This window comes from Escherichia sp. TW09308 (genome assembly GCF_000208565.1).
GTDB classification, from domain to species: Bacteria; Pseudomonadota; Gammaproteobacteria; order Enterobacterales; family Enterobacteriaceae; genus Escherichia; species Escherichia marmotae.
Map to the genome: position 1 here is coordinate 4,780,891 of NZ_AEME01000001.1, position 13,377 is coordinate 4,794,267.

At 52.1% G+C, this 13,377-nt stretch carries 16 protein-coding genes and 5 pseudogenes; 6 read left to right on the forward strand and 15 right to left on the reverse strand.

Annotated features, from left to right (window positions below):
* Positions 1 to 10: 10 nt before the first annotated feature.
* Positions 11 to 1,000, reverse strand: a complete 990-nt coding sequence (locus tag ESM_RS0123400; RefSeq protein WP_024257722.1) for a DUF968 domain-containing protein — start codon at positions 998 to 1,000, stop codon at positions 11 to 13.
* A gap of 7 nt (positions 1,001 to 1,007) precedes the next feature.
* Positions 1,008 to 1,583 (reverse strand): annotated as a pseudogene (locus ESM_RS01000000125825) (KilA-N domain-containing protein); the annotation flags it as partial.
* On the opposite strand from ESM_RS01000000125825, the pseudogene ESM_RS1000000129795 reads away from it, so the two are divergent.
* From ESM_RS1000000129795 to ESM_RS1000000129345, 5 genes and pseudogenes are all read left to right on the forward strand, one after another.
* A pseudogene (locus tag ESM_RS1000000129795) lies at positions 1,582 to 1,665 on the forward strand (fimbrial protein); the annotation flags it as partial. The pseudogenes ESM_RS01000000125825 and ESM_RS1000000129795 sit on opposite strands and share 2 nt — an antisense overlap.
* Before the next feature lie 33 nt (positions 1,666 to 1,698).
* Positions 1,699 to 2,463 (forward strand): F4 (K88) fimbria minor subunit FaeI, encoded by a 765-nt coding sequence (gene faeI / locus ESM_RS0123410; RefSeq protein ID WP_010381301.1) that lies wholly within the window; start codon positions 1,699 to 1,701, stop codon positions 2,461 to 2,463.
* Positions 2,464 to 2,479: 16 nt separating this feature from the next.
* Positions 2,480 to 3,253, forward strand: a complete 774-nt coding sequence (gene faeJ / locus ESM_RS0123415) for a F4 (K88) fimbria accessory protein FaeJ (protein ID WP_000932023.1) — start codon at positions 2,480 to 2,482, stop codon at positions 3,251 to 3,253.
* Positions 3,253 to 3,375 (forward strand): hypothetical protein, encoded by a 123-nt coding sequence (locus ESM_RS1000000129500; RefSeq protein ID WP_256112207.1) that lies wholly within the window; start codon positions 3,253 to 3,255, stop codon positions 3,373 to 3,375. The genes faeJ and ESM_RS1000000129500 overlap by 1 nt, the downstream gene beginning before the upstream one ends.
* Positions 3,327 to 3,596: pseudogene (locus ESM_RS1000000129345) on the forward strand (hypothetical protein); the annotation flags it as partial. The gene ESM_RS1000000129500 and the pseudogene ESM_RS1000000129345, both read left to right, overlap by 49 nt.
* Positions 3,597 to 3,662: 66 nt before the next feature.
* Here the strand turns inward: ESM_RS1000000129345 and fusA are convergent.
* From fusA to fkpA, 8 genes are all read right to left on the reverse strand, one after another.
* A complete protein-coding gene (gene fusA, locus ESM_RS0123425; RefSeq protein ID WP_000124700.1) occupies positions 3,663 to 5,777 on the reverse strand; it encodes an elongation factor G in 2,115 nt (704 codons plus the stop codon).
* Between the two features lie 96 nt (positions 5,778 to 5,873).
* Positions 5,874 to 6,344: a 30S ribosomal protein S7 gene (rpsG, locus tag ESM_RS0123430; RefSeq protein WP_001138043.1), complete on the reverse strand. Its 471-nt coding sequence runs from the start codon at positions 6,342 to 6,344 to the stop codon at positions 5,874 to 5,876.
* 95 nt (positions 6,345 to 6,439) lie between these two features.
* Positions 6,440 to 6,814: a 30S ribosomal protein S12 gene (gene rpsL, locus ESM_RS0123435; RefSeq protein WP_000246815.1), complete on the reverse strand. Its 375-nt coding sequence runs from the start codon at positions 6,812 to 6,814 to the stop codon at positions 6,440 to 6,442.
* Positions 6,815 to 6,939: 125 nt separating this feature from the next.
* A complete protein-coding gene (gene tusB, locus ESM_RS0123440; RefSeq protein ID WP_000903393.1) occupies positions 6,940 to 7,227 on the reverse strand; it encodes a sulfurtransferase complex subunit TusB in 288 nt (95 codons plus the stop codon).
* A 7-nt stretch (positions 7,228 to 7,234) separates the two neighbouring features.
* Positions 7,235 to 7,594, reverse strand: a complete 360-nt coding sequence (gene tusC, locus ESM_RS0123445; RefSeq protein ID WP_000820711.1) for a sulfurtransferase complex subunit TusC — start codon at positions 7,592 to 7,594, stop codon at positions 7,235 to 7,237.
* Entirely contained in the window at positions 7,594 to 7,980 is a 387-nt protein-coding gene (tusD, locus tag ESM_RS0123450) for a sulfurtransferase complex subunit TusD (protein WP_001209699.1), read from the reverse strand. Before tusD ends, tusC begins: the two co-directional genes overlap by 1 nt.
* Positions 7,980 to 8,702, reverse strand: a complete 723-nt coding sequence (locus ESM_RS0123455; RefSeq protein WP_000091466.1) for a helix-turn-helix transcriptional regulator — start codon at positions 8,700 to 8,702, stop codon at positions 7,980 to 7,982. The genes tusD and ESM_RS0123455 overlap by 1 nt, the downstream gene beginning before the upstream one ends.
* A 166-nt stretch (positions 8,703 to 8,868) precedes the next feature.
* Positions 8,869 to 9,681, reverse strand: coding sequence for an FKBP-type peptidyl-prolyl cis-trans isomerase (gene fkpA / locus ESM_RS0123460; protein ID WP_000838277.1), 813 nt, complete (start codon positions 9,679 to 9,681; stop codon positions 8,869 to 8,871).
* Positions 9,682 to 9,900: 219 nt separating this feature from the next.
* Here fkpA and ESM_RS0123465 point away from each other — a divergent pair, with 219 nt between their 5' ends.
* Entirely contained in the window at positions 9,901 to 10,119 is a 219-nt protein-coding gene (locus tag ESM_RS0123465) for a protein SlyX (RefSeq protein WP_001153620.1), read from the forward strand.
* Positions 10,120 to 10,167: 48 nt separating this feature from the next.
* Here the strand turns inward: ESM_RS0123465 and slyD are convergent, their stop codons facing one another.
* The 5 genes and pseudogenes from slyD to ESM_RS01000000125835 all read right to left on the reverse strand — a co-directional run.
* Positions 10,168 to 10,758: a peptidylprolyl isomerase gene (gene slyD / locus ESM_RS0123470; protein ID WP_000861334.1), complete on the reverse strand. Its 591-nt coding sequence runs from the start codon at positions 10,756 to 10,758 to the stop codon at positions 10,168 to 10,170.
* Positions 10,759 to 10,852: 94 nt separating this feature from the next.
* The gene (locus ESM_RS0123475) at positions 10,853 to 11,053 is read right to left on the reverse strand and encodes a YheV family putative zinc ribbon protein (RefSeq protein ID WP_001007731.1); all 201 of its coding nucleotides are present in this window, start codon (positions 11,051 to 11,053) and stop codon (positions 10,853 to 10,855) included.
* Positions 11,054 to 11,062: 9 nt separating this feature from the next.
* Positions 11,063 to 12,868 (reverse strand): glutathione-regulated potassium-efflux system protein KefB, encoded by a 1,806-nt coding sequence (gene kefB, locus ESM_RS0123480; protein ID WP_000399145.1) that lies wholly within the window; start codon positions 12,866 to 12,868, stop codon positions 11,063 to 11,065.
* Positions 12,868 to 13,134 (reverse strand): annotated as a pseudogene (locus ESM_RS01000000125830) (NAD(P)H-dependent oxidoreductase); the annotation flags it as partial. The pseudogene ESM_RS01000000125830 and the gene kefB, both read right to left, overlap by 1 nt.
* Positions 13,135 to 13,136: 2 nt before the next feature.
* A pseudogene (locus ESM_RS01000000125835) lies at positions 13,137 to 13,373 on the reverse strand (KilA-N domain-containing protein); the annotation flags it as partial.
* Between the last annotated feature and the right edge of the window lie 4 nt (positions 13,374 to 13,377).

Genomic DNA, 13,377 nt, shown 5'->3' on the forward strand with positions numbered 1-13,377 from the left:
CGTTCTCCACTTACGCCAGTACGCCAATTGCCAGCGCACGATCGATAAAACGAAATATCAGCTCCAGTTGGGAGCCATACTTCTCTTCAAATGCCACGGTATCCGCATGCAGTTCGTCGTGATGCTTTCTGCACAAAGGCAACACAAAGAGGTCATGCGCTTTTGTACCCATTCCCCCCTGACCGTGGCCTATCAGGTGGTGGGGATCATCAGCAGGCTTTCCACAACATGCACACGGCTGTGTCTTAACCCAGCGCGTGTACTTTTCATTAACCCAGCGGCGACGTTTGGGGCGTAACATAAAAGACTCCGGCGACTCCGGCTCCACTTTCAGCGCCAGCACCTTTTTCGCTTTATCCTGGATGATGCTGGTGGCAGGAACCGAAGGCACAAGGTCACTTTCCCGGGTGACAGACGGCACAACAGGCTTCGGTAATCTCAGTGCCTTACGGGCTGCACTTTCCGGTAAGGCATCCGCCAGATCATTACGAACCAGCCACCAGCACAGTTCCGGCATTGTCACAACGTGACTGTCATCAAAACCGAGATCCCGACGCACAACAGACAACACCCAGCGGGCACAGTTATCCGTTGCCATTGATTCCAGCCGTTCCGTGAATTGATCGCGCAGCTGGTTATCACAGTGCCAGCACAGACGGATTGCGCCCGGAGCGTGTCGCATTGTGGTCATGTTCTCGCTGTGCCAGTCGGAATGAGGCCACTGGCAGCCCTTTTCACGAAGTAACCAGCTTTCAAGACATTCCACGCCACCAGCACGACGGATCACTGCCTCATTGCGGAACACGGCCCGAACAGCAGGATCATCCGCCAGCGGTTGTGATGCCGCGGGAACGGCACCACTGGCGAAAGATGAATAACGTTCCGGCTCAGGCTCCAGCAGTACACGCCCCTGCATAAACAGGGGCATCAGCTCTGAACCTGGTCTGAACAATACGATCCCCATACGCGGGGCTATTTCAGGGGTCAGTAGTGCTCTCACGGTCACCTCAATGAACGGTATCGAGCAGCTTTAACAGCTCAGGGAATCGGGATTCGAAGAAATGCGGCTGCGTCTCGCGCGGATTTGCGGGACTGGTGATGTTCTTGCCGAACATGCAGCCTTTCGCTGTCAGCGACCAGAATTTTTTGATGTTGTTAATCGCGGTACGGCTGTATCGTTCGCGCTGCTCGACGATCCCCAGCTTCACCATCTGGTGATATGCCTGATTAGCTGTCAGGTGGATACCATACTGCTTCAGCAGTGCACTCAGTGACAGCGTGGGGCGGCTTGAACCATCAGGCGCGTCAGCAGGAGCATCAATGGCATAGCGCGGTGCCAGATTCGGTAAGCCAACAGCCTCCTGGAGTTTCTGACAGGCACCAAGCACTGAAGAGTTAGACAGGTTTAACTCCCTGCGCATAAAGTCCAGCAGAATCACTCCAGCCTGCATCTTGTCAGCAGCCTGCCCGGATAATTTTTCCGGTACGCTGGTTACCATGTCGAAAGTACGGATCACCTTCAGATGGAATGACGGGCTGATCCACATTGCATAGGCATACACCAGTTCCTTGCAGACATAATCGGATTTTGAACTGCGGTTGCCAGCAGAGGGTACACCTGCAGCATGGCAGGCGGGGCTGAATGTGACGGTTACAGTACAGTGATGGTTGCAGGGATATAAGGAGAAAAAAAGAGAAATGAAAAAGGTGACGTTGTTTCTGTTTGCTGCCGGCCTCCTGCCTTCCTGTGTACTGGCCTGGAACACGCCGGGAGAAGATTTCAGCGGAGAGCTTAAGCTGGAAGGCCCGGTGACCAGCACCCGTAACCCGTGGGTATGGAAAGTCGGACAGGGAAATGAAGGCCTGGAGGTTAAACAGAGCCGCGGTGTTCGTGACGGTGAGCAGGCAATTCCGGTCGCACTGCCGGCGATGCCCGTTTTACTGGGAAAAACCACCCTGACCACACCGGCAGGACGTGAGGGGCTTTCTCCCCGTGTCAGTTACGGAAAGGGTACTGAGGGATTTTCATTTGAATGGACAGCACCAGGCGTGGCGGAGGTGACGCTGCCTGTCACCGGAGATAATAACGTCCGGGCAGGCACTTTTGTTTTCAGAATGCAGGCTGCGGGGGTGTTGCGCCATGTGAAGGACGGACAGCCGGCGTATGCCGGTGTGTATGACGACCTGAATGTGAATGGTCTGCCTGGTGAAAGCGCAGCCATGAAGACTTCTGATATTCCGGGTGTTCTGCAGAAGATGTTCAGTGGCGAAGGCCCCGGCTGGCTGCAGACAATGACCATCAGTGGTTATTCAGGAGTGAGTCATTTCAGTGATGCCTCCCTGCGTCAGGTCGAAGGTGCGTATGGCGCACAGATGGTGGCGGGCAGTGGTGAATTACGTCTGAACGGTGCAATGCCGGAACGCTGGCGGGTGTCACTGCCGGTAAGTATTGAGTACCAGTAAACAGGAGGGCGGCCCGGTGCTGAATATTATTCATCGTCTGAAGTCCGGTATGTTTCCGGCTCTGTTTTTTCTGACTTCAGCCAGTGTGCTGGCGCAACCGCTGACTATTCCTCCGGGCCACTGGCAGGAGGGTATGGCTGTGGGCGTGACGGAATTCAGCGGCACGCTGTATGTCCGCGATGTGTCCTGGCAGTGGCAGCCCCGCGCTGTGCGTATGAGTTCTCCTGATGCTGTGCAGGCTGGCCTGGCAGCGGGTAAAGGTGGCATGGTCAGTGAAAGCCGGAGAGGGCAGGATTTTTATATTCTTGGCGGGCATACCACATCACTGACAACTGCCCGTCCGGGGCTGCAGCCGTCGGTGACATTGCTTCAGGTGACACCATCATCCCCCCGTATTGAGGCCCGGGGAGAACTTGCCCGGGGACAGGTACGTTACGGGGAAATCACGTTCACGCTGCGCCATCTTCTGGCATGGCAGGACAATATTACTGGCGGTCAGGGCTGGAGCGTGGTCAGCGGAGAGGTGACGCCGGAGGCCGAAAAACAGGTGAAACGCCAGTTATGGCAGGTGAACGGCTATGAATGGACCCCGGATTATGCCGGATTAACCGCACGTCCTGATGCGTTTATTTCAGGAACTGAGTCGCTGTTGTCACAGGGGAATGGCAGCCAGCATATTGCCGGTGCCTGGGTGATGTACCTGAGTGATGTGCGGGTGAATTTCCCCGGTGCTGAGGAGCCGGTAAAACGCTGGCAGGGTAATCTGACACCGGTGGTGGTGTATTTCTGATGGCCCGGCAACGAAAAGTGTTAATACCGATGTGGTGGGTGGTTGGTGTCTGTGTGGCAGCAACCTGTATGGCATGTCTGGTACTGACACTGGTGATGTTCTGTGCGGTACTGATGTGGTGAAGGTCGTAAGTGTGAGGCAAAAAATCCTTCTGACCGGAACCTGCGGGTATGAGCTGACAGGGCTGTGGCACCTGTTATCAGCACAGGGCCACAACGTTTACCGTGTACTTCCGGGGTATCCCTGTGCCCGGCATGGCTGGGACCTGATTATTGTGGCGCTGAGTGCAGAGCCTGTTACGGGCTGGGGGCGTCATCTGTCCTGGATACGTGAACTGAGGGCTATATTCCTTACTATAGTGCTCTCCCCTTCAGGAGAGAGCACGGGACTTTGGTATTAACCCTGAGGCTTATTTACCACGGGCTTCAATTACGGCCTGAGCAACGTTACTCGGCGCTTCATCATACTTCAGGAATTCCATAGTGTATGATGCGCGACCTTTGGTCAGAGAGCGCAGCTGAGTTGCATATCCGAACATTTCAGACAGCGGTACTTCAGCGTGGATCTTAACGCCAGTAACTTCAGATTCCTGACCTTTGAGCATACCACGACGACGGCTCAAGTCACCGATAACGTCACCGGTGTTCTCTTCAGGAGTTTCTACTTCAACCTTCATGATCGGCTCAAGCAGAACTGGTTTCGCTTTCTTAAAGCCTTCTTTAAAGGCGATAGAAGCAGCCAGTTTAAACGCCAGTTCAGAGGAGTCAACGTCATGGTAAGAACCGAAGTGCAGACGAATACCCATGTCTACTACCGGGTAGCCTGCCAGCGGGCCAGCTTTCAGTTGTTCCTGGATACCTTTATCAACGGCCGGGATGTATTCGCCAGGGATTACACCACCTTTAATGTCGTTGATGAACTCGTAGCCTTTCGGGTTTGAACCCGGCTCCAGCGGGTACATGTCGATAACAACATGACCATACTGACCACGACCACCAGACTGTTTCGCGTGTTTACCTTCAACATCGGTAACTTTCTGGCGGATAGTTTCACGGTAAGCAACCTGCGGTTTACCTACGTTCGCTTCAACGTTGAATTCACGCTTCATACGGTCAACGATGATGTCGAGGTGCAGCTCACCCATACCCGCGATGATGGTCTGGTTAGATTCTTCGTCAGTCCATACACGGAAAGACGGGTCTTCTTTAGCCAGACGGCCCAGAGCCAGACCCATTTTTTCCTGGTCAGCTTTGGTTTTCGGTTCTACTGCGATGGAGATTACCGGCTCAGGGAATTCCATACGTTCCAGAATGATCGGCGCATCCGGGTCACACAGGGTGTCACCAGTGGTTACGTCTTTCAGACCGATTGCAGCAGCGATGTCGCCCGCGCGAACTTCTTTGATCTCTTCACGTTTGTTAGCATGCATCTGAACGATACGGCCGAAACGCTCACGTGCAGCTTTCACGGAGTTCAGTACGGTATCACCAGAGTTAACCACACCGGAGTACACACGGAAGAAGGTCAGGTTACCAACAAACGGGTCGGTAGCAATTTTGAACGCCAGTGCAGAGAACGGCTCGTCATCACTTGCGTGACGTTCAGCCGGAGTGTCTTTACCGTCGTCCAGGATACCGTTGATCGCAGGTACGTCAACCGGGGATGGCAGGTAATCAATTACCGCATCCAGCATCGCCTGAACACCTTTGTTCTTGAACGCAGAACCACAGGTTACCAGGATGATTTCGTTGTTCAGAACGCGCTGACGCAGAGCACCTTTGATTTCTGCTTCAGTCAGTTCTTCACCACCCAGGTATTTTTCCATCAGCTCTTCAGAAGCTTCAGCCGCGGATTCGATCAGGTTCTGGTGCCATTCGTTAGCCAGTTCAACCATGTCTGCCGGGATATCTTCGTATTCGAAGGTTACGCCCTGGTCAGCATCGTTCCAGTTGATAGCTTTCATTTTCACCAGGTCAACAACACCGGTGAAATGTTCTTCAGCACCAATCGCCAACTGCAGCGGAACCGGGTTCGCGCCCAGACGGGTTTTGATCTGGTTAACAACTTTCAGGAAGTTCGCACCCATGCGGTCCATTTTGTTAACGAACGCAATGCGCGGAACTTTATATTTGTTTGCCTGACGCCATACGGTTTCAGACTGCGGCTGAACACCACCAACTGCGCAGTAAACCATTACCGCACCATCGAGAACACGCATGGAACGTTCTACTTCGATTGTGAAGTCAACGTGCCCCGGGGTGTCGATGATGTTGATGCGATGCGGCTCATACTGCTTAGCCATACCAGACCAGAATGCAGTAGTCGCAGCGGAAGTGATGGTAATACCACGTTCCTGCTCCTGCTCCATCCAGTCCATGGTTGCAGCGCCGTCATGAACTTCACCGATTTTATGGTTTACACCGGTGTAGAACAGAATACGTTCGGTAGTAGTGGTTTTACCGGCGTCGATGTGCGCACTGATACCGATGTTACGGTAGCGTGCGATGGGTGTTGTACGAGCCATTTGTTTCCTCGTTTATCTTTTAGGCGTTCAATTTAAGTAGCCCAAAGCGGGCTGCTTACTGGAAGCGCCCGCCTGGTGACTAAAACTCCGAAGGGATTACCAACGGTAGTGTGCGAACGCCTTGTTGGCTTCGGCCATACGGTGAACGTCTTCACGTTTCTTAACTGCAGTGCCTTTGTTTTCTGCAGCATCGGAAAGTTCGTTCGCCAGGCGCAGAGCCATGGATTTATCACCGCGTTTACGAGCAGCTTCAACGATCCAACGCATTGCCAGAGCATTACGACGAACCGGACGGACTTCAACTGGGACCTGATAAGTAGAACCACCAACGCGGCGAGACTTAACTTCGACAGTCGGGCGCACGTTTTCGAGAGCTACTTCGAATGCTTCCAGTTCAGATTTACCAGAACGCTGAGCCAGGGTCTCCAGCGCGCTGTATACGATAGATTCAGCAGTAGATTTTTTACCATCTACCATCAGGATATTTACAAATTTAGCCAGCAGTTCTGATCCGAACTTCGGATCTGGCAGAATTTTACGCTGACCAATGACGCGACGACGTGGCATGGAAATACTCCGTTGTTAATTCAGGATTGTCCAAAACTCTACGAGTTTAGTTTGACATTAATTTAAAACGTTTGGCCTTACTTAACGGAGAACCATTAAGCCTTAGGACGCTTCACGCCATACTTGGAACGAGCCTGCTTACGGTCTTTAACGCCGGAGCAGTCAAGCGCACCACGTACGGTGTGGTAACGAACACCCGGGAGGTCTTTAACACGACCGCCACGGATCAGGATCACGGAGTGTTCCTGCAAGTTGTGACCTTCACCACCGATGTAGGAAGTCACTTCGAAACCGTTAGTCAGACGAACACGGCATACTTTACGCAGTGCGGAGTTCGGTTTTTTAGGAGTGGTAGTATATACACGAGTACATACGCCACGTTTTTGCGGGCATGCTTCCAGCGCAGGCACGTTGCTTTTCGCAACTTTGCGAGCACGTGGTTTGCGTACCAGCTGGTTAACTGTTGCCATTAAATAGCTCCTGGTTTTAGCTTTTGCTTCGTAAACACGTAATAAAACGTCCTCACACAATATGAGGACGCCGAATTTTAGGGCGGTGTCGAAAAGGTGTCAAGAAATATACAACGATCCCGCCGTCACCAGGCCATCTGACTGGTGTGCTTAACCGTAAGTCTGACGAAATCAGTATAGTCAATTCGGATGATATCGTTCGAAATTTGACCACTCAAACCGCGAGCAATGAGGTCTTCGTTCAGGGCATAGACCTTAATGGGGGCATTACGTAGACTTTCAAGGTAGCGGTTACCGTCAACTGCGGCAGTTACGCCATCCTGCAATAACAGCAGTTCGTCGCCCTCGCCGAGCAGACGCAGCAGTGCAGAAAAATCCGTCAACCAGGGGGAGCGATGTAATGTGTGCAGCATGGACGCCTCAAAATCTTAAAATAACATCATAATTGCCAAGCTCACGACGTAATGTTTCAGCTTCGAGCGGCGTGGCTTCCACGACCAATGATGTCTCCGGATTTAACCCGCGTTCACGTAGTGAAGCCGCACAAACCCAACACTGTTCAATGTCGTAAAGCCCCAGCAGTTTAAAGGTAGCAATGTAATCACGCGCCAGCACTACATCGGGCTTTTGGCCTGGCAGAATTTGAAAAACACCATCGGCAATAAAGAAAACTGCAATATCGTCAGTTAATGCGGAGGTTGCGAGTAATGCATCTAATCCTTCACGGCCAGCCGCTGTGCCGTGGGGTGCAGTAGAAAAGACAAACGCAATTCGTTTCATCAGAACTGTACCACCCTGTCGCAGGTCAGCGAGGCTTCCGCCAGAGCGCCAAGGCCACTTAAGGTAAAGCCCGGCTGGAGATTAGCTGATGCCAGACCTAATCTTCCAGCCTCGGTTTCATCGACAATACCGCGACGTAATGCTGCCGCCACACAGATATTCAGCATCACGCCGTGTTGTGTATTCAATTGCTGCCAGCCGCGCACAAGGTCAAATTCATCACTCGCGGGAGAGGTCAACTGGTTGGCGTTGTAGACACCTTCCCGGTAGAAAAAGACGCTACTCAGCTCATGACCTTCGGCTATCAGCGCCTGCGCAAACTGAAAAGCACTACTCGCCTGTTGCGTACCGTATGCTGGCCCGGTTACCACGATGGCAAAACGCATTACTTATCTTGCCCCTGGAAATCACCGCTCTTGAACTGACGGATATAGAGATAGACAGTATGTTTGGAGATATTCAGACGGTCAGCCACCTGGTTGATCGCGTCTTTGATGTCGAAGATGCCTTTCTCGTAAAGATTCAGCACGATCTGGCGATTTTTGGCGTTATTAGAAACATTGCGATCGGCGTTCACTTCTTCAATGGTGAACTCCAGCGTTTGGGTAACCAGATCTTCAACAGAAGAGGCAAAGTTGACGCTTGAACCGACATCCGGGGTTTCTGGCGGCACAAAAGTGCTCATAATCTGCGAGAAAGGAACATCAAGATTCATATTGATACATAGCAGACCAATCACTCGCTGTTCGCGGTTACGAATGGCGATTGTCAGGGACTTCATTAATACTCCGCTTTTGGCGCGAGTAAAGTAGCATTTAGAAACGCTGCTATCCGCCCCCGTCATATCGTGCAGCATACGCAGCGCCAGATCGGTAATTGGCGAACCAATCTTCCGGCCTGTATGTTCACCGTTGGCAATACGAATGGCTGAACATTTTAAATCCTGCAAAGAGTGCAAAACGATTTCACAGTGGGAGCCAATGAGCATCGCTAACCCGTCCACCACCGCTTCGTAGGATTTCAGAATATCAAAATCGGTCTGGTCGAAAGGACGTTGATCCAGTAAATCCAACTCACTGGTTTCGTTGGTTAAAAGCGACCTGGACATGAAAAAAAACACTCCTTTTCAGGAGCCTGTCGTTAACTTTTCAGGGCAGGCTCATTAATGATGCGGGTAATTAAATTAATACAGCGGAGGTTCCGCTTTCCAGCACTAATTATATCCGGCCTGCAATAAAAAAACCGCCGCCTGGTCAGGCGGCGGTTTTTAATGCTTATTTTTTAGCAGAATCTGCTGCTTTAGCATCTGCTTCTGGCTTCGTATCAGCCTTCGGCGCTGGTTTCACATCCAGCAGCTCTACGTCAAACACCAGGGTAGAATTCGGTGGGATCCCCGGAACACCCGCTTTGCCGTAAGCCAGTTCTGGTGGAATAACCAGCTTAATCTTGCCGCCTTTCTTAATGTTCTTCAGACCTTCAGTCCAGCCCGGGATTACACCATCCAGACGGAAGGAGAGCGGTTCACCACGGGTGTAAGAGTTATCGAACTCTTTACCGTCGATCAGCGTACCTTTGTAGTTCACCACAACAGTGTCGCTGTCTTTCGGTGCTTCACCTTTACCGGCATCCAGGACTTGATACACCAGGCCAGTAGAAGAGGTTTTCACACCTTTCTCTTTGGCAAATTTCTCGCGGTACTCTTTACCTTTCGCTTCGTTATCAGCCGCATCTTTTTCCATCTTCGCCTGAGCGGAGGATTTCACGCGTGCTTCAAACGCTTGCAGAGTCTGTTCGATCTCTTGATCGGAAAGTTTGCTCTTATCAGCAAATGCATCCTGAACGCCAGCGATCAGCTGATCTTTATCCAGTTTAATGCCCAACTTTTCTTGTTCTTTCAGAGAATTTTCCATGTAACGACCCAGCGAAGCGCCCAGTGCGTAAGCTGATTTCTGATCGTCATTTTTGAACGCTGCTTTGCTGTCAGCAGTTGTAGCAGGTTTCGCCGCTTCGGCAGCAAAAGTGATTGGTGTATGCAGGGCAACAGCCATTGTGGTCGCCAGCAGCGTTACTTTAAACAGTGATTTCATCCATATCTCCAGGATCGGGGCATCTCACCCCAGGGTTAACTATTATCAGAAGGGTACTATAAAGCGTTGTCGGATAAATCTACATACAGACACGCCCTATTATCATCTATTTTCAGACTCTTTTTGTTTAAATTAGTTTCGATGCCACAAAATGAGTGCTGTCTCTGGCAACAAAGTTAAGTAGAATCCGCGGCGACCATTCGACAAAAGAGGTGAATCATGCAGGATTTATCAATGGAAGCACGCCTGGCAGAGCTGGAGAGCCGACTGGCTTTTCAGGAAATCACCATTGAAGAACTGAACGTCACGGTGACCGCTCATGAAATGGAGATGGCAAAACTGCGCGATCATCTGCGTCTGCTGACCGAGAAGTTAAAAGCCAGTCAGCCGTCGAACATCGCGTCACAGGCTGAAGAAACGCCACCTCCGCACTATTGAGGCGAAAAAAAGCGGGGAATTCCCCGCTTTTTTGTCACCTGTTCTGCCTTAGTGGCAACCGCAACCGCCGTTACCTTTACCGCCGCAGCAACCTTCGCCACCGTGTTCATGACCGTGATCGTGGCCATGACCGCCGCAGCAACCGTCGTGGTCGTGATCGTGGTGATGATCGTGCGCACCATGAACGTGACCGTGAGCCAGTTCCTCTTCGGTCGCTTCACGAATCGCCACAACTTCAACGTTGAATTTCAGATTCTGACCAGCCAGCATGTGGTTACCGTCAACCACAACGTGATCGTCTTCAACGGCAGTGATTTCAACCGGTACTGGACCCTGGTCGGTTTCAGCCAGGAAGCGCATACCCACCTGCAGTTCGTCAACGCCCATAAATACGTCTTTAGGAACGCGCTGAACCAGGTTTTCGTCGTACTGACCGTAAGCGTCGTTCGCGCCAACAGCGACATCAAATTTGTCGCCAACTTCATGACCTTCCAGCGCCGTTTCCAGGCCAGAGATCAGGGAACCGTGACCATGCAGGTAGTCCAGCGGCGCACTCACCGGAGACTCATCAACCAACACACCGTCTTCTGTACGTACCTGATAGGCCAGGCTGACCACCAGGTCTTTTGCTACTTTCATGATATCTCCTGAGCATGGGAAGAATTGTGGCGCAGATTGTAGCGGAATTCTGCAGCCGTGTACTCACTAGCTTAAAAAAACTCAGCGCATATCGCTAGTCCGGATAAAAAATCCCGATAACTTGCTCATCTTTGCGAACGTGATCGCGGGCTTCTTTATCCGCTTCCCGCATTTGGTGTCCGCACTTAACGCATTCAACAATATCAATATTATTTTCGCGCCACATCGCCATTGAATCCTGCGCCTGACAGGCTGGACATTTTGCACCAGCGATAAAGCGTTTTCGTATTGCCATATTCACCCTCTACTCAAATTCATCCCAGCCGTCGAACTGACGTCGTTCTTGTTGCATCTCACGCTGGAAAATCTCTTCCAGTTCGCGTCGGGCTTCCCTGGCGCGAGAAATTTGTACGGTATCGGCATGCATCGGGATTAACTCCCGCAACATACGCATATCCAGGCGACGAAAATGGAGCTGTGCCCGCTGTGCCTGATGCGGGTGCATCCCAAGCGTAACCAGCGTTTTGCGCCCCAGCTCTAACGCACTGGAGAATGTTTCACGGGAAAACTGCGTCACCCCTGCCTGTAATAACTCATGCGCTTCCACACGTCCGCGCGCTCGCGCAAGAATATGCAAATGCGGGAAGTGTTGCTGGCATATTTCCACCAGTTTCATGGTGTCTTCCGGTTCATTGCAGGTAATGACGATGGATTCTGCGGCTTCTGCACCCGCAGAGCGCAACAGGTCAACTTGCGTAGCGTCGCCGTAATATACTTTGTAGCCATATTTGCGCATCAGGTTAACCGCGCTGATATCCCGCTCCAGCACGGTAATGCGCATTTTATTCGCCATCAGCAAACGACCAATCACCTGACCAAAACGTCCGAAGCCCACCACAATCACTTGCGGTTTATCATCGTTTACCCACGGTTTTTCATCCTCTTCTTCCGGGGCGTTGAACTGGCGGGATAGCCACTTATCCACAAGCTTCATCAACAGCGGTGTGGTCATCATGGAAAGCGTAACTGTCACCAACAACAGCGCCATCTGATCGCCCTGAAACAATCGTTGTGAAGAGGCTGTAGAAAAGAGCACAAAGGCAAACTCACCGCCCTGACTCAGCACACCAGCAAACTGCATCCGCTCGGAGCTGCGCACGCCATACAGCCTCGCCAGCAGATACAGCACGAGAATTTTCACCGCTACCAGCACAACCACACTTATCACCACCCACAGAAGATGGGTATAAAGCACCCCAAGGTTGAGCGACATCCCGACGGAGATAAAAAACAGTCCAAGCAGCAAGCCTTTAAACGGATCGATAGCCGTTTCCAGTTCATGGCGATATTCGCTCTCCGCCAGCAACACGCCCGCAATAAACGTACCGAGCGCCATCGACAGCCCCAGCGCATCCATAAATAACGCAGACCCCAGCACCAGCAGTAACGTCGCGGCGGTGAATACTTCCCGCACACCTGAAGCCGCAATAAAGCGAAATACCGGGCGCAGCAAATAGCGCCCGCCGATCAACATGCCGACAAACGCCAGCACCTTCATGCCGACCTTCATCCAGTCGAAATGTTCGTCTGCCGATCCCGCCAATAACGGCACTAACGCCAGCGCCGGGATCACCGCCAGATCCTGAAACAGCAACACCGAGAAACCTAACTGACCGGATTCGCTGCGATTCATCCCTTTCTCGCGCATTAGCTGCAACGCCATTGCGGTTGAAGACATCGCCAGACCAATTCCCCCCACAACTGCCGCCTGCCAGGCAAAGTCCGTCAGCATCAATAATCCTGCCAGCAACGCCGCGCTTAACAGCACCTGCGCTGCGCCGACGCCAAAAATGGAGCGCCGCAATTGCCAGAGCTTGGAAGGATTCAACTCGAGCCCGATGATAAACATCAGGAACACCACGCCAAGTTCCGAAAAGTGGAGGATCTCATCGACGTCGCTAATAAACCCCAGTCCCCACGGACCAATCGCAATTCCAGCCAGCAAATATCCCAACACCGCACCAATGCCCAGCCGCGATGCCAGTGGCACCGCAGCCACCGCCGCGAAGAGAAACAGCACTCCTGCAAGTAAAAAATCGGAACCTTCCATCAGCGACCTCCCACGGGCAGCGGATTTGCCAGCCAGTCGCTGTAGGCACTGGCGTGACTCGCCAGCTCCTGTGCGCTTTGCCGTCTCGCCCAGTAAATAATGATGGGGCTTAACCAATGCATCCGGCACATGCCCGCCGCCAGTTCAAAGGGGCGCAGAACATCGCTCATCGGATAACGATTCAGCGCGTCATAACGGTAGGCACTTTCTGGTTCGCCGGTGGTGATCACGCTACGCCAGTACTTTCCCGCCAGTTGGTTTCCTCCCGCGTCCCCTGGTTATTTCCGCCATTAATGACGCTAACTGGTTGATTTTGTTCCAGAGGCGGAATTCCACCCTCGGTGAAAAGTTGTTCAATCAATTCACAGGTTTGCTTATTGGAGAGCCAGTATTTCGGGCGGTTTTTTTGTTCTCCCCCGGCTGCCCTGTGCAGATCGTTCAGGCTGTAACGCCCATAAGCATCACGACGAACTTCAATACCATCAATGACCATCAGATTATTCATACTT